Here is a 20,515-nt window from a genome sequence, read left to right as displayed (position 1 = left end):
TCTTCGAACGGTTCTTCCTGTGATGACCTTTATATTTCGCAGGTGCCTGAGAGGTTGGAACCAGATGACCGTCGGCCGTGTACTTCTCGACTACGAGGTTCTTGCTGACTCCGCGGTTGGCATCCACTGCGCAAGTGATTGCTTCCTTGTCGGAGTCGAAAGGTTCCTCGGTCGAGGAGCCGTCGGGCATCGTGATCTTGTACCGATCCATACATCGACTATTGCGGGTAGATCCGCCTCCGACAACCTTTGTTCACGGAAATATCGGTCTGGCGGATCCTGTCGATCAGCGAGTCCAATAGTCTTCGGGCCTCCTACCTGAACGGAATCCGTAGTGCTCGAGCATCGCTGTCGCTTCCGGGAAGTTCGCCGCTAGAGTTTCGGGCACATGGGCATCGCTTCCGAATGTCACCGCTTTGCCTCCCTCTTCGCTCCACCACTGCGGTATCCAGGGCCACAGCCGACGGGTGTTCATCTCGAGGGCTCGGCCGCTGTCGGCGATGGCGCGCATGGCATTTCGGAATCCGTCTTCGAATCGGCGGGGATCGAAAGGTCCGGCGCTTTCGGTCGGCCATGCGCGCACCGCGTAGTCGATGTGGGTGAACACTTCGAAGGCGCGGGAACCCGCTACCATGCACGGAATCTCTTCGAGGTACGCCCAGATCACCTCGTCAGCGCCCCAAATTCGGAACAAAGTGTTCGGTTCACTCCGATCGCCGCCGACTTCGAGCGTGTGCAAGGAACCCAATACTCGGTCGATGCCGCCGAGATCGAGGAATTGCGCCGCTTGCGCTTCGTGCAGGTGCGGTTGTCCGAACTCGACTCCGGTGAGAATTCGCAATTGAGGAAAACGGTGTCGGCATTGTTCGATGCTGTCGAGATAGCCGTCGAGGTCGAGGATGGGTGCGCGGACGTAGCCGTTGGTGCTCAACAGGTGATGTTGATGGGGCATCAGATCTGCGGCGGTTGTGCGCCAACGAGCATCGAAGTCGAGATGCTCGGTGAACACCAACGCGGGCAATCCGATTGCTTCGGCACGCGCGCAAGTCTGTTGCATTCGCCCGGAAGCGTCGGATTGGCCCGCCGGTATCCCACGACCACTCGCTGTGAACATGACTGTCCGCGGGTAGTTGCATGTTCAGTTCGTATCAGAGCCCGGGCGTTCTGGCCTGATTACAGCTCGGACTGGCGCGCGAAATCGCTCTGTGCAGTGCTTCCCCAAATCTCGGACGACTGAGTCTCGGGTTCGCTGTCCAGCTTTCGGACGTCGTGAATGAACTCCACACCGTGCAATTCTTCGGCAGGAACCGACAGAAGCTTGCAGGTGGTGCTGACGAAGAATCGCTGTACATCTTCCAACTCGAGACGCCCACCGGGCCGGTACCAGTGCGCGACCCCGGTACACATCTCGAGTATTGCGAGTCGGCTCAATGCCAGATCTTCGATGTCAAAGGCGCCCACGCGTTGGCCGCGTTCGAGGACCTGTCCGAAAAGAAGCTCGTACTCGTCGCGCAGCGTCTGCAACTCGATGCGGTTGTCGCCGGTCAACCCGCGCATCTCGTACTCGGCGACGCGGGCAGTCAGTTGGTTGACGGCGGTAATGCCGACGTGTGACGACACCAGGCCGGCGAGCTGGACTACGGGATCGGCGCTGCGGCGCATCGCCCGCTCTCCCGACTGTGTCAGCTCGTCGAGGCACGACCGAATGATCGAAGCCAACAGTGACTCTTTGCTGCCGACATAGTGATAGAGCGTTGCCGAGTTGATGCCGGCTTCTGCTCCGAGTTCACGAATGCCCGTGGCGGCGAACCCTTTCGTCGCGAACAGCGTGACTGCCGCCCGTTGAACGCGCCCCAGGTCCATGATCCTCATTTCGTTTGGTTGCCCAATCATGCTAGCATCGCCGCCGAAATCGAACGACGGTCAATCATTCGATTGATAGCTGCTCATATACTGGCAAATTGCATCTCAAATAATCAATCGATCGATTGAAAAAAGCTTGACTGTGCCCTGGGTCACTGCATAGTGTGCTTGTCGAGCCTCCCTCTCGGTGCGAGAGCTAACAGGGCACTCCATACAAGGAGCAATGACATGAACGACGCGAATCCCCCATCTCCCGCAACTGTCGACAGGCCCGCCCTGCGGCGGGTGGCCGGATCAGTTCTGGTCGGCACCACGATCGAGTGGTACGACTTTCAGATCTACGGTGCCTCCGCCGCTTTGGTCTTTGCGCCGCTGTTCTTTTCGGGCGCAGATCCCGCTCTGGCGACGATTCTCTCCTTCGCTACCTTCGCGGTCGGCTTTCTAGCGCGGCCACTCGGCGGTGTTGTGATGGGCCACTTCGGGGACCGTATCGGACGCAAGAAGGTCTTGGTTCTTGCACTTCTTCTGATGGGAGCCGCAACATTCCTGGTCGGCGTCCTTCCGACGTCCAATCAGATCGGTGTGTGGGCCCCGATTCTTCTTGTTGTGCTGAGGCTGATCCAAGGCTTCGGTGTCGGCGGTGAGTGGGGTGGCGCAGTTCTGACTGCTGTGGAATACGCACCCAAGAATCGCCGAGGCTTCTACGGCAGCATGCCGCAGGTCGGTGTGCCGGCCGGTCTTCTGCTGGCGACGGCCGTCATGTTCGGCACCAAGGCGCTCACCGGAGACCAATTCCTGGTGTGGGGATGGAGAATTCCCTTCCTGCTGAGTATCGCGTTGGTCGCCGTGGGACTTTACATTCGCACCGCGTTGGAAGAGACTCCCGCATTCGCACGCGTAAAGCAGCAGAACACCGCGGTCAAGATTCCGATGGTCGACGCGTTCAAGAACTATCCTCGTCAGATCATTCTTGCCGCAGGTTCGATGATCAGCACGGGCGCTTACTTCTACATCCTCAACACCTACAGCCTGACCTACGCCGACCAGTTCGATCTGCTGTCCGGAAACCTCATGCTCGGAGCGGTCATGGTGTCCGCACTCGTTGCAGTCATCTTCATTCCGATCTTCGGTCAACTGTCCGAGAAATTTGGCCGACGCCGGATCCTGATGGTCGGCATCACCGGCATGGGTCTCTGGGTCTTCGTTGCCTTCGCCGCGATAGATACCGGCAACTTCTGGATCACCACAGGCGCATTGGCCGTCGGCGCCTTCATGCTCAGCATTTCGTACGGACCGCAGGCGACGTTCATCGCCGAATTGTTCGATGCGCGGGTGCGCTACAGCGCGGCGTCCATCGCTTTCCAGATCGGTGTTCTCTTGGGTGGCGCAATCGCACCGATGGTCGCGGCCATGTTGGTTCGCGCGACAGGTGGATCGTTCGCGGTCGCTGTGTATATCGCTGCCCTGTCGGTTATTTCGCTGATCAGCGTCTACTTCGTCCGTGACACCGATCTCGACGAAGGAAGTCGCGACATGTACATCGATGACAACGGGGCGTATCTGCCGCCGGTCGATCAACGCTCAACGGCTGTCAACTAATAGAGGAAACTTCAATGATCACAAAGAGTTTCGAAGAGATCTCTATCGGAGACATTGCGGTAACAGACCCGCGAGTCGTCACCGAAGACTATGTGCGAAGTTTCGCCGACCTCACCTGGGACCGCCATCCTCTTCACCTCGACCCCGACTACGCGCAGCGGACGCGCTTCGGTCGACAGATCGCCCACGGTGCTCTCATGTTGTCCACCTTGCTCGGCCTGGTGGAGTTGGATCCCCGTTACCTGCAGTGCTTCTATGGGCTCGACCACGTCAGGTTCCACCGGCCGACCTATCTCGGCGACTCGGTGCATGCGGTGTCGGAAGTGCTGTCGGTGCGCCCTCGCTCGGACGGTGAGACCGCGATCGTGACGTCGAAAGGCTCACTCGTCAACCAAGACGGAGACCTTGTTTTCTCCGGCGAATTCTCTTTCCTGGTAGGCGAGACCCATTTCCTCGACCTCGAAGTGGGTGCTCGGTGAGTTCTCGGCCGCATATGTCATGGTGGCAGGATCTCGAAGCAGAACACTTCGAATGGACTGTGCCAGAGCAATTCAACATCGCGCACGCATGTGTCGATGTGCAGAATCCAGATGATCTAGCCCTCGTCGTAGACACCGGTGGACACTGGAGTCGGTACACATTCGGCGAAGTCGCTACGACAAGCCGAAAGTTCGCAACCGTGCTTGCGGATCTCGGCCTTGTCTCAGGGGATCGCGTCGGTGTGATGGTCCCACAGGGGATCGAGGTCCTCGCGACACATCTGGGCGCCTTCCGATCCGGAATGGTCACCGTTCCGCTTTCGGTCAAGTTCGGGTCGGACGCGCTAGTACATCGAATGCGTGACTCCGGTGCGAAAGTGCTTGTGGTCGACAAGGACTGTTACGAACGAGTTGCCGACGGAATAGGTGAGATCCCCGGCCTCGAAGCCGTGATCGTCGTCGGAAAGACGGATCAGCCCTCCGATTCGAGGCCCGCGCGACTCCTCGATTTCCACGGCCTCATCGACGCCGCCGCGGAAAGTAGTGAACTGGCAGCGACAGGCCCCGATTCACACGCCATCATCATCTATACCTCGGGAACGACGGGGAATCCGAAAGGCGCCCTCCACGGGCATCGAATTCTCTTGGCGCACATGCCCGGTATGCGGACGGCATTCGACAATGCGCCGCAGCGGGGAGATGTCTTCTGGACACCTGCAGACTGGGCCTGGATCGGTGGTCTGTTCGACGTTCTCTTTCCTGCTCTTGCGTTGGGATGCCCTGTTGTTGCGACGCCCGACAAATTCACGCCGTTGCGTGCGGTCGAGGTTCTGAGCCGCCACAAGGTGACGGGCGCCTTCATTCCGCCCACTGCGCTCAAGCAGATGCGAAGCATCGGTGTCGACAAGACTGCGGCGCGTGGTATTCAGTTGCGGGCATTGGGAACTGGTGGCGAGGCGCTCGGTGACGCGCTGCAGGCATGGGTTGCGAGCACGCTCGGCGTGGCTGTCAACGAGTTTTACGGGCAGACAGAAATGAATCTGACCATCGGCACGTCGCGGTCGAAGTGGAGTCCCGCCAGCGGCTCGATGGGTCGCGCTTTTCCGGGTTTCGACGTCACCCTCCTCGATCCGCTCGGCGAGCCGGTCGAGGTGGGGCAGGTAGGCGAGATCTGTGTGAAGGCAGGCAACCCCGGACAGTTCCTCGGCTATTGGAACCAACCGTTGAAGACTGATGAAAAGGTCTACGACGGGTGGATTCATACCGGTGATCTGGGTCGGACCGATGAAGCGGGGAACTTCTGGTACCAGGGGCGTGCCGATGACGTCATTTCGTCCGCGGGGTACCGCATCGGCCCCGGAGAGATCGAAGAGTGCCTGCTCTCGCATGACGAGGTAGCCATGGCCGGCGTCATCGGTGTTCCGGATCCGTTGCGCGGGGAAGCTGTTCACGCTTTTGTCGTTCTGTCCGAAGGTACGAACTCTTCGGAAGAGCTTCGCCAGGAGTTGCAGACCCACGTGAAAAGCCGCCTTGCTTTCTACCAGTACCCCAGGGAGATCACGTTCATCGACAGCTTGCCGCTCACCACTACCGGCAAGATCCTCCGACGTGAACTCCGAACATTGGCCACGGACGCGAACGGCCTTGGCTAGCAGACGCCTACATGTTGGGTAGGACCACCACGAAGAACCATCCGCTCAGCGCAAGACCGATGAATCCGGTGAAGAGGCCGACTATTGCATCCCAGGGCAGCTGGCGGGCATTCGAGAGCAAATGCCCGCCAGACTTCCTCGGGTGACGTCGGAGCGCGAAGATTCCTGTTGTAATCGCGCCGGCGCCCAGCAGGATGCCGAAGCCGAAAGCCCAGAACAGAAGCACCGACAGCGCACCGAGCATCTCCGATCTTTCACTCCAGCGCGCGACGCGCTGTGTTTCGGTCGGGGGAGGCCACTTGTGAGAAGGCGTCAGCGCTGCTCCGAAACGGCGGGTGCGGCGACGGATCGACTGGTCGCTGAGAAACATTTTTCACCACCGCAGGAGTTGAGTTGATGAGCTCGGTCGATGAGCCGTTGGTATCTACTCGTCTACCCCGTCTTGGCGGATATATGCCGCTGAATTCGGGGCTAGCAGGTCGTCGCTTCTTCCCAGGAATTTCCGTTCCACACGATGGCGACGGGGTACTCGTTGTTCACCCCGGTTTCCCAGTAGTCGATGATGCCGTGTCGCTCTGATTCGAGTTCGATCCAGCCGATGCTGAATCCCCCGCGGAGGATGCGTTGGGCTCGTCGGTCGATCTCGTCCAGCGAACTGCAGAGCCCTCGTACTCGGGGCTCGATCCAGTCCGCGGAGGGATCGAGGATGGTGATCTCCAAGATGCTCGCGTCGCTCAGCGGGATCTCGATCAGAAGCTCACCTGAATCTCGTACCTCTCGGGTCGATCGATTCTCGTAGGCGTGCAACAGCTCTCGCGGATCGAACAATGAGGGGTTGCCACCAGACCGTCGAGACCAACCGAAGCGCAGCACGGACATATTCTCGCCCACGAATCGCAAGAATGTTATTCGAAGTGAACTGGTCATTCGATGTGAGCTGGTCACTCTATGTGAACAAGGCCCTCTAGGGCGTCCAGGACCCGGTCCAGTCCGAACTCCCACGCCGCCTCGGGGCTGTACGGGGTGTTCTTGGCCTCGCCGGCCGCGCCGCCGACTCGCTGCGCCAACGGGAAGTCGTCGTCGAGGTATGCGGCCAGACGCTGGTTCCAGGACGACCACACCTCGGCCATGTCGGCTGCGCGAGGGTCGGGGCGCCGCGCTTGCGCCGAGGATCGGGCGAAGTCGGCCACGAATGTCAGCGCGGAGTCCCGGTCGATGTCGGTCAGTCCCGCGCCGTCGAAGGCATGAAGTTCGTGGTCGTATTTCGCGATGGTGCCCGGACCTAACGCGGTGCGCTGGTCGGTGATGTCGAGGAGCCACCAATGCTCCGCATAGAGGGCAAGTTCTTCCACAGCGACCTGGCGCACACGTTGGCGCCAGGTCAAGTTTGCGTACGGCAGGCGTGGGTTGTTTCCGTGTACGGCGTCGACCATCAGCACCAGCAGATCGTCGCGGGATCCGACGTGGGTGTACAGCGCCATTCCCGAGATGCCGAGGTCGGTGGCGAGGCGACGCACGGTCACGGCGTCGAGCCCCTCGGTATCTGCGAGGGCGAGCGCAGCGTCGACCGCCTGCGAGGTCGTGACCTTCGCACGCGGGCCGCGGGCGCCACCCTTCGGCGCGAGGGGGTGATCGCGCCAGAGTAGGTCGATCAGTTCGCGTGCCATCAGTCATCTCCAAGAATCGGGAATATCTCAACCGTGATATACCTTATACGGTGCATACTGTATTCACTGCATAAGGTTTATGATCATGGAGGCCACGATGAAAATCACCAGCACTGCTCTGTCCTTGAACGTTGCCGACACCGACGCGTCGGCGCGCTTTGCGAAAACCCATTTCGGTTTCACCGAGGCCATGGCCGACGACGGCTTCGTTTCCCTGAATCATCCGGATGCCGGGGTCAACGTGGTGTTCCTGCGCACCGGCCTCGGGACGTTCAAGCCCGACTTCGTCGCAGGTCCAGCCGGCCAGGGCATGCTCATCGCATTCGTGGTCGATGACCTCGACGCCGAGTTTGCCCGAATCGCCGCCGAAGGTGCCTCCGTTGTCACCGGGCCGGAGACCGAACCGTGGGGTGAGCGTTACTGCCAGTTCGTCGACCCCAACGGAATCGTGTGGCAACTCGTTCAGTGGGTGTGAAGAACCCGAGTGCTCGGCTCGGTCCGCCGTGCCGGGTGCAATCCCGAGTTGGAGTTGGGTGCGCGAGAGGGTCGGTGGCGATGATATAGAAGACCGCGGTGCTGTTGTGGTCACGGGGCCGCACGGGTGTGTACGCGGCAACGAATGTGTGCAACAGTGCCAATTCGTGTGTGGGGAGAACTGGATAGCTCCGAGGACGTCGGCAGATACGGTCGACCCGTTCGCGGCACGGGAGCCGAGCAGTAGCAGCAGTGAACCCGTCGGTGATAGTCGCTCGCGCTCTCTCCCGTCCGCGCCCGGAAGGCGCGGGTGAATCCACTGCCCGTTTCGGAGCCGAATTCTTTTGCTATCCAACCGATCTCGCGGTTCTGTTTCAGGTACTCCGACGAGGCGGCGATCCGTGTTCGAAGGCGCCACCGAGTGAAGGTGAGGCCGGTTTCCTCCACGAAATACCGCTAGACCTGTCAGCCAGCTACCCGTCTAGAAGTGAAACCCCGATCAGGCGAAATCGATGACTACCTCCCTCGCCCCGTCGTCGAACGAGTCGAACGCCCGACCGAGAGCATCCTGCGCATCACCGTCCAGTTGACTTCGTCGGCGGACGACCCGAACTGGTTGCGTCCCAACGTCGCATTCCGCAACCAGCTAGGTCCGCGGTACGACGACGTTTCTCGTATCTACGCGGTGCGCACCTTCGACGCGTCGAGCGGTTCGATGACCTTCGACGTCGTGCTGATTCGGCTTCAGCGGCCCGAGGGTCTGACCGGCGTCGGTTGGGTCGCTACCGATGACACCGAGGCGTTCGCGGTGTGGGGAGCAAGGGAACTGGACCAGATGCGGGCCATCCGAGCGCATTTCCGTGAGACAGTCGGCCTGGCGAAGGATGACGTGGTTGTCTTCGGTTACTGGAAGCGTGGAGTCAGCACCACCGAGATCTATCAGAATCGACTTCGGAACTACACGAGCATCCTCGAAAGCGGCGGCACACTTGCGGATATCGACGATCTGGCAATCGGAATCTGACGCGACTGTTGGATTCTTCAACCCGCCGCGTGTACTTCCGGCACCAGGGAATTGCCCGGTGCGATGTTCGAGCAGTTGTCCGGCGCCGGATCCCCGTTGAAACGGTCGTTGAGCCAGGTGATGGCGCCGGGGAGCCACAGCGCGCCACCCGGAACGTGACTGATGGTGTCGTACTGGTCGTACTGGATGGACAAACCTGCGGCGCAATAGCGAGTAGCGAGTGAACGGACGTCCCCGGCAACCATGACTCCGTCGCCAGGGCCGACGCCCGGTCCACCTGGCTGGGTGCCCTCGAGGGCTCCGTTTGCGGCTTGAGCGATGAACATCGGGATGGTGGGTATCGGCGCGTTGCCCATGTTGATCTTATTGGCGACGTCGACGTACTCGGGCACCGAGTTGGGGTTCGCATACTCTGGTTTGGCAAGGTCCTGCCAGGTCACCCCCGGGTACTGCAGGATGACGTTCCCGATCGAGGCATCCTCGATGCGAGGTAGGAGTTCGCGTCCCCGATCGCCGAGATACGGATCGAAATCTATCTCGTAGGCACGGGCAAGTCCGACGACTGCCATCCCGACAACGCCTGCCCAACCGATGCTTCCGTTTGCGTACCGGAGGTTGTTTGCGGGGTTGACCAACAGTCCACCTTGGGCGGCGCCGATCAGGTCCTCGTTGATCTCCGGGGCGTAGTCAGGAGCGAGGATGGACGCCCAGTTGGTGGCGATTGCTCCGCCCGAGTATCCCATCAGGCCGATCTCGGCTGATTCGGCAATACCTGTCTCGGGAGTATTCCGGGCGGCGCGAAGAGAGTCGAGAGTCATCATTCCGTATTCGGGTCCCGCAGCGAAGTCTGCGTTCGGCCCTTCGGTGTCGGGAATGACGACGGTGTACCCCAGCGCCAGTAGGGGACCGAACATGACCGCTTCGCCGGAAGCGAGAGTCCCGCCGAAGGCGACATTGCGTCCGCTGGTGGTCAGGCCGCCGATCAGGGTGTCCCCAGCGATAGCTCGTGACGGACCGTCTTCCGGGTTCAGTGAATCGTAAGCCGACTGGAACGAGACAACTTTGTCCGGCTGGGCATTGGGCGGTCGAAGAATCGATGTGACATTCGCAGACGGCCGGCCGAGAGCGTCGGTCGACCGGTACAACACCTGCACGGCCTGTAATGGGGTAGGAATGTTGACGACGTGATAGGGCAAGGTTCTCGTTTTGAGAACGGCCCCAGGCGGATACGTCGACAGCGGTGCCGAACCGTCGTACTGGTAGAAGGAATCCGCCGACGGTTGCGCGGCGACAGTAGGTGCTGTGATGCCTGTGAGTGCAATGGCGGTCAGCGCCACCACTCCACGAAAGAGAATCCTTGTTGTCACGATCGACCCTTCGATGTCGTATTTCCTTCGACGCTTGACGAACTGCTGTGATGACGAACACACGCTATCTTACTTTTGAGTAATAAACGAGAGAGTGTGTCTTGCCTCTTTGGATCACTTATGGATGCAATGGGATTGAGATCGTCACCGGTTTCTGGATGATTCAGTCCAGGGCGTCATGTGTACGATACGACTAGTAGCTATCGCGTCGAACTGCTGCCTTGGGTCGCCCATAGCCGTTCAGGGGCGTCTGGTGTCGGGAAATGCTCTGTGCTGCAAGGTATTGAAGGACAAAGGGGTAGACATGGGTAAGTGCGCTCCCGGTGGCGATGTGTCTCGCGGCCCGGGTGATGCCGAGACGGGATTGCTCACTCCTCCGAGCGGTACACGTAGTGAGGTGGCCCACGAGAAGGCCCTCCGATCGGCGGAATCTCTTTTGAAGTCCGGTGGCATGAAGGCTGCGACCATCGATGCGATCTCCGAACACTCGGGCGTCAGCAAGGTGACTCTGTATCGGCACTGGCCGTCGCGGCAGGCGATCGCTGCTGAAGCATTCGGTGTGCTCATGGCTCGTCATCTGACATTTCCTGAGACCGATAGTGCGCAAGCCGATTTGAACGACTATCTGGGTGACATCGGAGAGTTCTACCGGGGTCCACTCGGTTCGATCTTTGCCGAACTTGTCGGTGCGTGTGCCAACGATCCGACGACGGCGGCATACTTCCGTACTTTCTTCCTCGACGAACGTCGTCGAGGCTTCGCCGAACTGATTCGGCGATGTGTGAATTCCGGCTACTTCCGTGAAGACATCGAGACCGAGGAAGCGATCGATCTGTTCTTCGGGCCGTTGATCTACCGGATGTTGGTCGGGCACTCGAGTATCGACGACAACACAGTGCGGTCGATCATCGATCACGCAGTTCGTGGGCTCCGGAGTGGCGATCAAGAGGGTTGACTGTTGAAATCGCTTGTGTGGGAGAGGGTGATCCGGCCCTCTCCAGCGTTGCGGCGGGTGTCAATTCGGTACCGTCAGCTGAGCATCTTCAGGACGTTCTGGTACTCACCGTTCATCTCGGCATGACGAAGCGGCTTGGCGGCCTCGACCACGATCTCTGTGGCGTTGTTGTCAGCCTTCAACAGAGCAAGGGTTTCTGCGACGTAATCATCAAGGGGTAGGGAAGATTCCGAGTTCTCCTGGCCCATCAGCGTAGTGCGGACTCCCGGTGGGATGAGATCGATGCACTGGATCGAAGTATCGGCGAGTTGTGCGCGCATGCTCTCAGTGAAGAGATGAACAGCAGCTTTCGTGGCGTTGTACGTGGACGTGATGGGTAGCGGGACGAAGCCGACAGCGGATGAGACAGTGACGATAGTGGCGCTGGGCTTCGTCAACAGATGCGGGATGAACTGGCCGACCAAGCGAATTGTCCCGAGGAGGTTCGTCGTGACCGTTCAAGGCGTGGCTGCAGCAATTCCAGCCGCTTGCTTCATGGCCTGTGAGACATATCCGGTGCCGATTCTGACGCCACCGAGCCACTCGGTCAGGCGCGCCGCCTCGGCATCGAGAGAACGTCGCGCAGGCTCTGACACGGTCTCGAGCAATCGAACGTGCACCGCACCGGTTTCGTCTTGGATCCAGCACCCTACGACGCGACCATCGACCCATGCGGTGGTACCGGCGTTGCCGCGGGTGTCGAAGAGTTGGTTGCGGTGCGGTCCGAGATAGAAGTCGCGGCCCTTCCATCCCATGATCGTCGGGTCGAGCACCGGTAGGAGTGCCACCCAAGGACCTGGATCCACCACCTCCGCGACGTCGTTCGGCAGCAACCAGCCTGTGCCACCGCCATCGAGTGTGACTGCAACGGCATCGAGTTCGGCGAGGGCAGCCCGGACGACCGTCTTCGTCGAGCCCAACCACCAGACGATGTCGTCCTCCGTCCCCGGCCCGAAGGTGTAGAGCCAGCGTCGGACTATTTCTCGGTATCCGTCTGCAGATTCGAGAGCGACGGGGGCGTCGTCGAGCCAGTATCGAGTGAGAGTCCACAGTGGGCGTGAGACGGGGAAGCGTCCGGTGTTGGTGCCGCGCATGACGTCTGCGGTGGCGCCCAGATGAGTGAGAACCCTCGGCGCCGACCAGATTTCACCTGCCGAACCCTCGACCTTCACATCGATCATCGGCACTGCCTGACGGACGTCGACTGCTGAAAGCCCTTCAGGTGCATCGGCGAGCAGTGACAGTACCTCGGAGCGTGCGCGATCGAGCCAGTCGTTGCCGTCGACGGCGAGTCCGGCTTTGACTACGTCCTTGGACATTCTGGCGCGCTCGGTGTTCGCGACGCGGACGGACGCACTCGACCACGCGGCAGGTAGCAAGTCTCGGGGAAAAGTGAAGAGTGTGCGGCGCATTGCCAATTGCTTCACGAGGCTTCGCTGCTCGTACAGGGCGCAGTCGACGTCGGCGGCGTCCAACGACCGCACCCTCGCCCAGCAAGACAGGTAGACCGTCGCCGACTCGGTGGCGTGAAGCACCGTCATGGCCTTGGCCGCACCTTCCGGAGAATCGACACGGAACGAAGGCGCCAGCGCATGACGTACTCCTATGCGTGCACGGCGTTCGTCGTCGGAGACATGTCGCATCAGGACATCGTGCCACAGTCCAGGTGCGTCGTATCAGCTAGTTGCGCGAGGGTGCGGTTGCGCCAGTAGTTGTCGTGTTGGAGATGGGTGATTGCACCCGGGGTGGTCGCGAAGGTTGCAAACCCTGTGGCTTCGACGGGGATCTGCAACCAGGCGGCGACGACGAATGTGTGTGCAAAGCCGTGTGTTACGACGATGTGATCGTGGTCGAGGTCGGTCATCAATTCGTGAACGCATTCGCCGACCCTCGACGCGATTTCGCGGCGGGTCTCGGTACCGGCAACGGGGCCACGGTGATCGAGGCGGTTGTTGTCGGGAGCCGGTACCTGCCGCTGGGCAAGCCACGAGTTCGAGCGCCCTTCGGCTTCTCCGAAGCTGATTTCGCGCAATCGAGAGTCTGTCGTCGCCGGAGCATCGAGTGTCCGGGCGATGATTGCGGATGTCTCAGAGCACCGTTCGAGGTCGGACGAGGTGATGCGGATCGGGTCCGAAGTGCCTGTGCGTCGACGCTTCAACTCTTCGGCGATCAATTCGGCATCACACCGGCCGGCAGGCGTGAGAACCGAATTGTGCCAGCCTCCGACCACATCCTGCGCGGTGTGTTCGGCATGAGGATGAGTGACGACGTAAAGATCCTGCACGAGACCCCTTCTGCTTACACCTTTTCCGGCAACAGTATTCCAGGATTGAGGATTCCACGTGGATCCCAGGACGATTTGATCAACTGCATTGCGGCGATGTCGGTCTCAGTGCGCCCGAGCGATATCCACGGCGACTTCGCGCGACCTATCCCGTGCTCGGCGCTGATGCTTCCATGGTGGGCAGCGACGAGTCGGAACACCGTATCGGTCAGTTCGTCGGCGACCCTCGGCTCGGCGTCCAGGAGGTTCACATGAATGTTTCCGTCGGCGAAGTGCCCGAACAGGATTGGCCGGACGAGGGGGAAACGATCGGCCAGCGTCTCTCGGAGGCTTTCGATGAACATACCCATCACGGACAGGGGGACGGAGATGTCGAGTTTGACCACCGGAGTCGTCGACGATGCGCTGATGCTTTCGGTGTGGCTCTCTCTCAGGGTCCACAGCTTCCGGGCCGGACCTGGCTCGACTGTCGCGTCCTCGATGAGATCGGCAGAGGCGGAGAGAACTTCCAGGAGCGACTCTTCCGTCTCGCGCGGCGACGAAACCTCGATCAGTGTGTACATCGGTGAAGGGGTGCCGAACGGACGTCGGGCATCGGTGTGAGCGCAGACGAGGGCGATGCCGTCGTCGGTCATGATCTCGGCGGCTTCGACGGTCAATCCGCCCTGGCGCACGCGATTACACAAATGAAGCGCTTGATCGACGTCGCGCACACCGGCGAGCACGACCTGGGTGTCGGTCGCGGGGGTGACCAGCTTCATCAAGACTTTGGTGATGACGGCGAGAGTTCCCTCGCTACCGGCAAGGAGGCCTGGAATGTCGTAACCGACGTTGTCCTTGACGAGTGGCGTCCACCTGCTCAAGACGGAACCGTCGGCGAGTACTGCCTCGATGCCGAGGATCTGCGCCCGTGTATTTCCGTATCGGACCATGCGTGTACCACCGGCATTGGTCGCGACGATGCCGCCCAGTGTCGCGGATTCCTTTGATGCCAAGTCGATTCCGAATCGGAGTCCGTGTGCAGAGGCGGCAAGGTCGGCGCGAGCAACGGTCACACCGGCGCCGGCCGCGATTGTCCGGCCGATAGGATCGACGGATTCGATCGTCTCGAGACGTCTGGTACTCAGCACCACGGACCCAGCCGAGGCGATTCCACCGCCGACCAGTCCGGTGTTTCCGCCTTGAGGTGTGACGGGAACCCCCGCGTCGAAACAGGCTCGAAGCACCGCAGACACTTCGGAAGTGTTGCCCGGTCGAATGACCGCGATCGCGTCGCCGATCCAACGTCCCGTCCAGTCGCGTGTGTAGCCCTCGATCAGTTCGGGATCGGCGAGGACGTGCGTTTCGCCGACGATCTCCGCGATGGCATCGAGGAGTCTCGCGTCCGTTCCAGGTTCGCGAGGTTCGACGAGTGTTCGGGGGTTCATATGCAACCTTGTGATCGTTCGGGTGACAATTTTTCGGGGGACAAGTGGTGGAGCACCGTGAACTCGATCCTCCGACCTCAGGTGATGCCCTGTCCAAGACCAAGTAGTGACACCTCCATCTGTTCTTCTTATAATCGCCGTATGAACCTGCAGCGTGCCCGCTATCTGATCGCTCTGTCGGATCACGGCAGCTTCACTCGCGCCGCCGCGAACGTCCACGTGGCGCAATCGGCGCTCAGTCAGCAGATCAAGGTTCTCGAGCGCGAACTCGGAGTGCCGTTGGTGGATCGTCGTGGTCCGCAGTTCACCTTCACCGCCGCCGGCCGAGTGGCGGTACGAGAGGCGCGCTTTTTGCTCGGGTGTGCAGACCGTGCGGTCGAACGAATTCGGTTGGCTGCGCGCGGTGTGGATGGGGAACTGCGCATTGCGTACACCCGCTCGTGGGCAGGCGGCGCAGTCGCGGATCTGGTCAGCACCTATCGAAAGCTGTACCCGGGCGTGGAGGTCGTCGTCCATCGTGGCACTTCAGCGCAGACAGTTGATCTCGTCCGAAACGGAGCGGTAGACATCGCGGTTGTGCGCCCGCCACTCGATGACGGCGATCGCGAACTTCCCCTGATCGTCCTAGATACGGAACCGATACTGGTTGCGGTTCCCGCGGATCATCCATTCGGGGGCCGAGCGACAGTCGAACTCGGAGATCTGGTGGACGTCCCCGTTGTGTTCTGGCCCGAGGCCAATGCTCCCGGAATGTATTCGCGTACGCTCGAACAACTTTGGCCTAACGGGGCGCCTAGCATCGTTCGATTTGAGGCCGACGACGAGCAGGTACTACATGCCGTCTCGGACGGGGTGGGTATTGCGCCGATTCCCCAGGGCAGGGCACGGATGCTCCGAATCCCAGGCGTCCATCTATGTGAGATCGCTGGTGAGCAACCAACTCTCGACGTTGCAGTGACCTACCGCCCGGATAATCCGAATCCGGCGCTTGCACCGTTTGTTGCGCTCGCTGAACGCGAAAGATCGTCGACGACTGCGTAGCGCATGTGATGCGGGGTGGGGCCTATCCGCCATCGAGGACCAGCATCATGGCCGTTGTGCGTGCACGGTTCTCGATGGTGTCGACGTGGAATCCGACGTGCTGGGACAGCTTCGACAATCGGTGCGCGACGCTGCTGTGATGAAGATGCATGGCATCGGCTGCGGCCCTCAATGTTCCGGATTGCAGGTATGCCCTCAAGGTTTCGAGTAGTTCTAATCCTTGTTTGGTGTTGCCGATCTCTTTGGCAAGAACTAGATCTGGTATTCGTGAGTGATCGATGTGTGATCCCGGCGCCAGGAGGTTGAGGGCGCCGAGATCGTCGGCGTTCACGATCGGTGTTGTTGCTGACGCCTGTGCGCGGGCGAATCGTGCAGTGCTGAGTATTGTGTTCACTTCGGAAGCCGAAGCAGTCAAAGATATTCCGGCGCGAATGGATGACGACAGCGCTGCGTCGGACAGCTCGGGTGTCGGTGCGAACGAACCCGCCACGAGATTCAGATACTCGCCGTCAGCTTCTATCCCAGCGGCTTTGCCAGGTGTGCAATCTTGGGAAATAACAAGGTGTGCAGTGCCGTCGGCTGTGTCTGAGACTGCCTTGGTTGCCACTACACGGACTGGTGTATGGGGTTCGATACCGAGACCGGCACAGGAGGTGAGCACCGCAAGTTCATCCATCGGGAACAACAGATTTCGAGTGTGCTCGGCTTCGGTAGGCAAGCGTCGGGGTTGCAGGATTATCGCTGCGGTCAGGGCCAACCGGTCGACGAGCATTTCGTCGAGCGGCAAGTGCGCACCAGGACGCTCGATCCATACTCTCCCGAGAACTTCGTCGTCTACAGTGATGTCCCTGGCCATGCTCGGAGGGAACTGGGGTTCGGGTGACCATCGGCCGCGGGGGTCACAACGGCGCAAATTCTTCTTGCTTCTACCGTGTTCCACGATTTCGATACCCACAACGCAGTCCGCCAACTGCGCGCTCGCGCGAAGCAAAGATGCGGTGTCGGAGCCGTGCCGCACGAGGGCGTCGAAGTAGTCGATGACACGTACCAGGCCTGCCGAGTCTGCATCGAGCTCGGCAAGCCGGTACATCAGTCCTTGCATCTCGCAACGCTACGAGACTGGCGACAGCCAACGCAACCCTCTCCGGAGCGCAGTGAGGGCTTCGACGGCACCCCTTTCGCTGACCGCTGCGGTCGCGACCAGTGCCGACCCGTGAAAGGTTCCGGGGAAGGAGTGCAATTCGACGCTGACTCCCGCTTGCAGCAGCCGAAGGGCGTAGTCGATTCCTTCGTCGCGGAGCGGATCGAGTTCCATGGTGGACAGATAGGTCGGCGGCAGACCTGTGAGGTCGGTGGCCCGGGACGGTGCAGCGTAGATGGAGACGTCAGGATCTTCGGGACCGGAATACGACTCGCCGAGATAGTACTTCCACGACAGGATGGCGTTGGGGCGGTGCCACAAGGGGGTGTCGACGAAGTTCGTCATCGAGACCGTCGCCAGACGGTCGTCGAGTTCAGGGATTTCGAGGAATTGGAATGCCACGGGCACAACGCCCTCGTCTCGGGCTTTGAGGACAGTGCCTGCGGCCAGTCCACCGCCTGCGCTCTGCCCTCCTACTGCGATGCGGCTGGGATCGACTCCCAGCTCCTCGGCGTGGGCGTGGATGTAGAGGAGTGCGGCGTAGCAGTCGTTGACGGGGCCGGGGAAGGGGGTTTCGGGGGCGAGGCGGTACTCGACGTTTGCAACGGCGAATCCGAGTTCGCGCGCTACCTCGACACAAAATGGATCGCTGGACTCTGCGGTGCCGATTGCGAATCCGCCGCCATGGATCCAGAGCAGAACGGGGACAGCACCGGCGGTGTTGTCCGGGGTGAAGAAACGAATCGTGACTTCCGGATCGCCGTCCAGACCAGGAGCGGACAGTTCACGAAGCGTGACTCCGTCGAATGACAGGTCGGCCAACATGGTGCCGACCAGAGCATCGTAGGTGGCCCGTGCGTTGGGGAGGTCAGCGAAGTCCACCTTCGGGAGCATGGTGAGTGCTGCGGCGAGTTCGGGGTCGAGAGTGGGGAAGGTTGTCATGCACTCATCATCGAGCCTGAATGTGGCCTACGTCACCAGTGGCTTGTAGGAAATCGGAGAGTCTTCTTCCGACGCCCGTCGGATCTCCCTAGGATGACGCCGGTGGACAGAGTACATCTCGGGGTGGGTTCGATCGACTCGGAAGTCGGGGCCAGGATCGGTGGACGCCCGCCGCAGGTTTTCGCTGGTCAGCCGATTTTGCAGACGCATGAGTATCTCCTGACGCTCGGGACACACACGGCGCCGTGGCTCGGTGCGCGAGAGCTTTCGGTATTCATCCGTCGAGGTTTCACCATCGGCGACGACGACCTCGAATACCCGGATATCGGGCTTAGGGCAGTCCTGCACCCGCCGTCATCACGAAGTGCGGAATCGGCCGGCGGTCATAAGGGGCTCGGGAGCGCGGCGTTGATCAATCTTCCCGCAGAGGGTGAGGTGATGCCGTTGGTACTGATCGCGCAGCAACCGGTACTCATACAAAATGAACCGTCCTACGCCGATGCTGTCGAGGCGGACGGGCACCGCTTCCTGTTCCAAATCAATGAAGAGGGGTGGCCAGTGGTTGCCGAGCCGCAACCCGAGTTCGTCGAGGAATACCTGTTTGGCTACGGCTCGGTGTATTTCTACGGGAGCGCTGACGCGACTGGGCTCGTTCGCGAAGTTGTGCCGGGATTTCTCGACTTCTGACCGGCCGGACGGCCCGTCTGCCGATACCGTGGGCAGCGTATCCCGACCGGCGGTTATGTCCTCGGAAGATTATTTTCGGAAGTTTGTCGATCGGTGAGTGTGCCGTTCGACGTGTAGGCAGAGGGGCCGAACGGAACGGCCCACAAACGAAGGAGATTCTCATGAAGTACATGCTGATCATGCGTTCCACCGACGAGGCCATCGAAGCATCCAAGGACATGGACTTCGACGAGATCATCACCGCGATGGGCCAGTACAACGAGTCCCTGATCAAGGCCGGTGTGCTGCTGGCGGGTGAGGGATTGGCGATGGAGGAGGGATTCATCGTCGATTTCGAGTCCGATCCTCCGCTGGTTTCCGACGGTCCATACGGGGAGACGAAGGAGTTGTTCTCGGGATTCTGGATCATTCAGACGTCGACCAAGGACGAAGCATTGGAGTGGGCAAAGCGCTGCCCGTTGGGGCCGGGAAGCAAGCTCGAGGTGCGTCGGGTGAGTGAGATGTCGGACTTCGATCAGGACAACGAGTACATCCAGAAAGAGGCCGGCTGGCGCGAAGAACTCGGTACTGATCGTCCGGTCGCAGGCTGAACCATGACCGACGAGGCGGTGCGAGAGGAAACGAGAACGGCTGTCGACGCGGTCTGGCGTATCGAATCCGCGAAGATTGTCGCCACGTTGACTCGCACCGTCGGAGATCTTGATCTTGCCGAGGATCTGGCCGCGCAGGCTCTGCTCGAAGCCGTCGAGCAGTGGCCTGCCACCGGGGTTCCGCGAAATCCCGGTGCCTGGCTTACATCTGTTGCGACGCGACGGGCAATTGACGGGTGGCGACGACGCGAGAGATTGGACGAACGCTACGCCCACTTTGCGCGCGAACTCGAGAACGACGCTTCGCACTTCGACGACGTCAGCTGGGATCCGGATCGCATCGACGACGACATCCTTCGGCTGATGTTCATCGCCTGCCACCCCGTGCTGAATCGAAAAGCGCAGGTGGCGTTGACGCTTCGGGTGGTGGGCGGTTTGACCACGGAAGAGATTGCGAAAGCGTTCCTCACGCCGACGGCGACAGTGCAGCAGCGGATCGTGCGCGCGAAGAAGGCATTGACCGCTTCGAAAGCGGTATTCGAAGTTCCAGGGAGAGAAGACTTTTCGAAACGGTTGGGCGCCGTACTCGGAGTGCTGTACCTGGTGTTCAACGAAGGCTATGCAGCCAGTTCGGGGGACGAGTGGATGCGTGCGGATCTGAGTGCAGAAGCGCTGCGGCTCGCGCGGATACTGGCCGAGCTGGTACCTCGGGAATCCGAGGTGCACGGCCTTGTCGCGTTGATGGAGCTGACGGCCTCACGATTCGGTGCCAGGACTACCTCGACAGGTGAGCCCATCCTGCTGGCGGATCAGGACCGGACCAGGTGGGACCGCCTACAGATCTCGCGTGGGCTTGCGGCGCTGGAACGGGCTGACGCCGTCGGGCGTGGACGCGGCCCGTACGGCTTGCAAGCCGCGATCGCCGAATGCCACGCGCGAGCAGCAACTTTCGAGGACACCGATTGGAAGAAGATCGTCATCCTCTACGAGGCTTTGGCGCAACTGGCGCCCTCACCTGTGGTCGACCTCAATCATGCGGCGGCGGTATCGATGGCCTACGGTCCTGGCCCTGCGCTCGAATTCGTCGACAAGCTTGTCGCTTCAGGTGAATTGGCCGGTTATCACCTGCTTCCGAGCGTTCGAGGCGAGTTACTCAGTCAGCTCGGCCGATCCGAGGAGGCTAGAACCGAACTCCTCGATGCCGCTCGGCTGGCTGGGAACGATCGTGAGCGTGCAGTGCTGGTCGCGAAGGCGGATGCACTACTCCCGGATCTGTAGCCTGTG

The 20,515-nt window shown here is 60.7% G+C and carries 22 protein-coding genes and 1 pseudogene; 10 read left to right on the top strand and 13 right to left on the bottom strand.

Annotation, left to right across the window (positions count from 1 at the left end; all coding sequences use genetic code 11):
* Positions 1–286: 286 nt before the first annotated feature.
* The gene (locus R4P65_RS13665; protein ID WP_317826905.1) at positions 287–1,057 is read right to left on the bottom strand and encodes a PHP domain-containing protein; all 771 of its coding nucleotides are present in this window, start codon (positions 1,055–1,057) and stop codon (positions 287–289) included.
* A 116-nt stretch (positions 1,058–1,173) separates the two neighbouring features.
* On the bottom strand, positions 1,174–1,872 hold the full coding sequence (locus tag R4P65_RS13660; protein ID WP_230815883.1) for a TetR/AcrR family transcriptional regulator: 699 nt from the start codon (positions 1,870–1,872) through the stop codon (positions 1,174–1,176).
* Between the two features lie 219 nt (positions 1,873–2,091).
* On the opposite strand from R4P65_RS13660, the gene R4P65_RS13655 reads away from it, so the two are divergent.
* Genes R4P65_RS13655 through R4P65_RS13645 form a run of 3 tightly spaced genes read left to right on the top strand, consistent with a single transcriptional unit; the run spans position 2,092 to position 5,593 of the window.
* Positions 2,092–3,462 carry an MFS transporter gene (locus R4P65_RS13655; RefSeq protein WP_230815884.1) on the top strand — a complete coding sequence of 457 codons (1,371 nt, stop codon included), beginning with the start codon at positions 2,092–2,094 and terminating at the stop codon, positions 3,460–3,462.
* Between the two features lie 14 nt (positions 3,463–3,476).
* Positions 3,477–3,941, top strand: a complete 465-nt coding sequence (locus R4P65_RS13650; protein WP_317826904.1) for a MaoC family dehydratase — start codon at positions 3,477–3,479, stop codon at positions 3,939–3,941.
* A 14-nt stretch (positions 3,942–3,955) separates the two neighbouring features.
* On the top strand, positions 3,956–5,593 hold the full coding sequence (locus R4P65_RS13645; protein WP_411742545.1) for an AMP-binding protein: 1,638 nt from the start codon (positions 3,956–3,958) through the stop codon (positions 5,591–5,593).
* A 7-nt stretch (positions 5,594–5,600) separates the two neighbouring features.
* Here R4P65_RS13645 and R4P65_RS13640 read toward each other — a convergent pair whose 3' ends face one another.
* From R4P65_RS13640 to R4P65_RS13630, 3 genes are all read right to left on the bottom strand, one after another.
* Positions 5,601–5,963 carry a hypothetical protein gene (locus tag R4P65_RS13640; protein ID WP_317826902.1) on the bottom strand — a complete coding sequence of 121 codons (363 nt, stop codon included), beginning with the start codon at positions 5,961–5,963 and terminating at the stop codon, positions 5,601–5,603.
* A gap of 101 nt (positions 5,964–6,064) precedes the next feature.
* Complete coding sequence (locus tag R4P65_RS13635) at positions 6,065–6,484, bottom strand: hypothetical protein (RefSeq protein WP_317826901.1); 420 nt, start codon at positions 6,482–6,484, stop codon at positions 6,065–6,067.
* 50 nt (positions 6,485–6,534) lie between these two features.
* The gene (locus R4P65_RS13630) at positions 6,535–7,260 is read right to left on the bottom strand and encodes a TetR/AcrR family transcriptional regulator (protein WP_317826899.1); all 726 of its coding nucleotides are present in this window, start codon (positions 7,258–7,260) and stop codon (positions 6,535–6,537) included.
* A 97-nt stretch (positions 7,261–7,357) separates the two neighbouring features.
* On the opposite strand from R4P65_RS13630, the gene R4P65_RS13625 reads away from it, so the two are divergent.
* On the top strand, positions 7,358–7,735 hold the full coding sequence (locus R4P65_RS13625) for a VOC family protein (RefSeq protein ID WP_317826897.1): 378 nt from the start codon (positions 7,358–7,360) through the stop codon (positions 7,733–7,735).
* 110 nt (positions 7,736–7,845) lie between these two features.
* Here R4P65_RS13625 and R4P65_RS13620 read toward each other — a convergent pair whose 3' ends face one another.
* Positions 7,846–8,181 carry a helix-turn-helix domain-containing protein gene (locus R4P65_RS13620; protein WP_317826896.1) on the bottom strand — a complete coding sequence of 112 codons (336 nt, stop codon included), beginning with the start codon at positions 8,179–8,181 and terminating at the stop codon, positions 7,846–7,848.
* A 40-nt stretch (positions 8,182–8,221) separates the two neighbouring features.
* Between R4P65_RS13620 and R4P65_RS13615 the strand changes: the two genes are divergently transcribed.
* The gene (locus tag R4P65_RS13615) at positions 8,222–8,758 is read left to right on the top strand and encodes an SIP domain-containing protein (RefSeq protein ID WP_317826895.1); all 537 of its coding nucleotides are present in this window, start codon (positions 8,222–8,224) and stop codon (positions 8,756–8,758) included.
* A 17-nt stretch (positions 8,759–8,775) separates the two neighbouring features.
* Here the strand turns inward: R4P65_RS13615 and R4P65_RS13610 are convergent, their stop codons facing one another.
* Positions 8,776–10,125 (bottom strand): lipase family protein, encoded by a 1,350-nt coding sequence (locus R4P65_RS13610; RefSeq protein ID WP_317826894.1) that lies wholly within the window; start codon positions 10,123–10,125, stop codon positions 8,776–8,778.
* Between the two features lie 304 nt (positions 10,126–10,429).
* Here R4P65_RS13610 and R4P65_RS13605 point away from each other — a divergent pair, with 304 nt between their 5' ends.
* Positions 10,430–11,080, top strand: coding sequence for a TetR/AcrR family transcriptional regulator (locus tag R4P65_RS13605; protein ID WP_317826893.1), 651 nt, complete (start codon positions 10,430–10,432; stop codon positions 11,078–11,080).
* A 74-nt stretch (positions 11,081–11,154) separates the two neighbouring features.
* Here the strand turns inward: R4P65_RS13605 and R4P65_RS13600 are convergent.
* The 4 genes and pseudogenes from R4P65_RS13600 to R4P65_RS13585 form a co-directional block, all read right to left on the bottom strand.
* Positions 11,155–11,562: pseudogene (locus R4P65_RS13600) on the bottom strand (SDR family NAD(P)-dependent oxidoreductase); the annotation flags it as partial.
* 15 nt (positions 11,563–11,577) lie between these two features.
* The gene (locus R4P65_RS13595; protein ID WP_317826892.1) at positions 11,578–12,762 is read right to left on the bottom strand and encodes a winged helix DNA-binding domain-containing protein; all 1,185 of its coding nucleotides are present in this window, start codon (positions 12,760–12,762) and stop codon (positions 11,578–11,580) included.
* Positions 12,762–13,403: a histidine phosphatase family protein gene (locus tag R4P65_RS13590; RefSeq protein ID WP_317826891.1), complete on the bottom strand. Its 642-nt coding sequence runs from the start codon at positions 13,401–13,403 to the stop codon at positions 12,762–12,764. The genes R4P65_RS13595 and R4P65_RS13590 overlap by 1 nt, the downstream gene beginning before the upstream one ends.
* Positions 13,404–13,417: 14 nt before the next feature.
* Complete coding sequence (locus R4P65_RS13585) at positions 13,418–14,830, bottom strand: FAD-binding oxidoreductase (protein ID WP_317826890.1); 1,413 nt, start codon at positions 14,828–14,830, stop codon at positions 13,418–13,420.
* A 141-nt stretch (positions 14,831–14,971) separates the two neighbouring features.
* Here R4P65_RS13585 and R4P65_RS13580 point away from each other — a divergent pair, with 141 nt between their 5' ends.
* Positions 14,972–15,871 carry a LysR family transcriptional regulator gene (locus R4P65_RS13580; protein ID WP_317826889.1) on the top strand — a complete coding sequence of 300 codons (900 nt, stop codon included), beginning with the start codon at positions 14,972–14,974 and terminating at the stop codon, positions 15,869–15,871.
* A gap of 22 nt (positions 15,872–15,893) precedes the next feature.
* Here the strand turns inward: R4P65_RS13580 and R4P65_RS13575 are convergent, their stop codons facing one another.
* Both R4P65_RS13575 and R4P65_RS13570 read right to left on the bottom strand, forming a co-directional pair.
* Complete coding sequence (locus R4P65_RS13575) at positions 15,894–16,973, bottom strand: helix-turn-helix domain-containing protein (protein WP_317826888.1); 1,080 nt, start codon at positions 16,971–16,973, stop codon at positions 15,894–15,896.
* 9 nt (positions 16,974–16,982) lie between these two features.
* Entirely contained in the window at positions 16,983–17,954 is a 972-nt protein-coding gene (locus R4P65_RS13570) for an alpha/beta hydrolase (RefSeq protein WP_317826887.1), read from the bottom strand.
* Between the two features lie 93 nt (positions 17,955–18,047).
* On the opposite strand from R4P65_RS13570, the gene R4P65_RS13565 reads away from it, so the two are divergent.
* The 3 genes from R4P65_RS13565 (at position 18,048) to R4P65_RS13555 (ending at position 20,509) form a co-directional block, all read left to right on the top strand.
* Positions 18,048–18,641, top strand: a complete 594-nt coding sequence (locus R4P65_RS13565; RefSeq protein WP_317826886.1) for a hypothetical protein — start codon at positions 18,048–18,050, stop codon at positions 18,639–18,641.
* Between the two features lie 161 nt (positions 18,642–18,802).
* Positions 18,803–19,231, top strand: coding sequence for a YciI family protein (locus R4P65_RS13560; protein WP_230815898.1), 429 nt, complete (start codon positions 18,803–18,805; stop codon positions 19,229–19,231).
* Between the two features lie 3 nt (positions 19,232–19,234).
* Positions 19,235–20,509 (top strand): RNA polymerase sigma factor, encoded by a 1,275-nt coding sequence (locus tag R4P65_RS13555; protein ID WP_317826885.1) that lies wholly within the window; start codon positions 19,235–19,237, stop codon positions 20,507–20,509.
* Positions 20,510–20,515 lie beyond the last annotated feature (6 nt).

The organism is Rhodococcus sp. IEGM 1318 (genome assembly GCF_033142465.1).
Lineage (GTDB): Bacteria > Actinomycetota > Actinomycetes > Mycobacteriales > Mycobacteriaceae > Rhodococcus_F > Rhodococcus_F qingshengii_B.
The sequence above is the reverse complement of the archived record's forward strand: the minus strand, read 5'-3'. Positions and strand labels throughout refer to the sequence as shown.

Excerpts from the sequence above, each read along its gene's own strand:
- R4P65_RS13665 (WP_317826905.1), bottom strand. The coding sequence starts at position 1,057 with ATGCAACAGACTTGCGCGCGTGCCGAAGCAATCGGATTGCCCGCGTTG.
- R4P65_RS13660 (WP_230815883.1), bottom strand. The coding sequence starts at position 1,872 with ATGAGGATCATGGACCTGGGGCGCGTTCAACGGGCGGCAGTCACGCTG.
- R4P65_RS13655 (WP_230815884.1), top strand. The coding sequence starts at position 2,092 with ATGAACGACGCGAATCCCCCATCTCCCGCAACTGTCGACAGGCCCGCC.
- R4P65_RS13650 (WP_317826904.1), top strand. The coding sequence starts at position 3,477 with ATGATCACAAAGAGTTTCGAAGAGATCTCTATCGGAGACATTGCGGTA.
- R4P65_RS13645 (WP_411742545.1), top strand. The coding sequence starts at position 3,956 with ATGTCATGGTGGCAGGATCTCGAAGCAGAACACTTCGAATGGACTGTG.
- R4P65_RS13640 (WP_317826902.1), bottom strand. The coding sequence starts at position 5,963 with ATGTTTCTCAGCGACCAGTCGATCCGTCGCCGCACCCGCCGTTTCGGA.
- R4P65_RS13630 (WP_317826899.1), bottom strand. The coding sequence starts at position 7,260 with ATGGCACGCGAACTGATCGACCTACTCTGGCGCGATCACCCCCTCGCG.
- R4P65_RS13625 (WP_317826897.1), top strand. The coding sequence starts at position 7,358 with ATGAAAATCACCAGCACTGCTCTGTCCTTGAACGTTGCCGACACCGAC.
- R4P65_RS13605 (WP_317826893.1), top strand. The coding sequence starts at position 10,430 with ATGGGTAAGTGCGCTCCCGGTGGCGATGTGTCTCGCGGCCCGGGTGAT.
- R4P65_RS13595 (WP_317826892.1), bottom strand. The coding sequence starts at position 12,762 with ATGCGACATGTCTCCGACGACGAACGCCGTGCACGCATAGGAGTACGT.
- R4P65_RS13585 (WP_317826890.1), bottom strand. The coding sequence starts at position 14,830 with ATGAACCCCCGAACACTCGTCGAACCTCGCGAACCTGGAACGGACGCG.
- R4P65_RS13580 (WP_317826889.1), top strand. The coding sequence starts at position 14,972 with ATGAACCTGCAGCGTGCCCGCTATCTGATCGCTCTGTCGGATCACGGC.
- R4P65_RS13575 (WP_317826888.1), bottom strand. The coding sequence starts at position 16,973 with ATGCAAGGACTGATGTACCGGCTTGCCGAGCTCGATGCAGACTCGGCA.
- R4P65_RS13570 (WP_317826887.1), bottom strand. The coding sequence starts at position 17,954 with ATGACAACCTTCCCCACTCTCGACCCCGAACTCGCCGCAGCACTCACC.
- R4P65_RS13565 (WP_317826886.1), top strand. The coding sequence starts at position 18,048 with ATGACGCCGGTGGACAGAGTACATCTCGGGGTGGGTTCGATCGACTCG.
- R4P65_RS13560 (WP_230815898.1), top strand. The coding sequence starts at position 18,803 with ATGAAGTACATGCTGATCATGCGTTCCACCGACGAGGCCATCGAAGCA.
- R4P65_RS13555 (WP_317826885.1), top strand. The coding sequence starts at position 19,235 with ATGACCGACGAGGCGGTGCGAGAGGAAACGAGAACGGCTGTCGACGCG.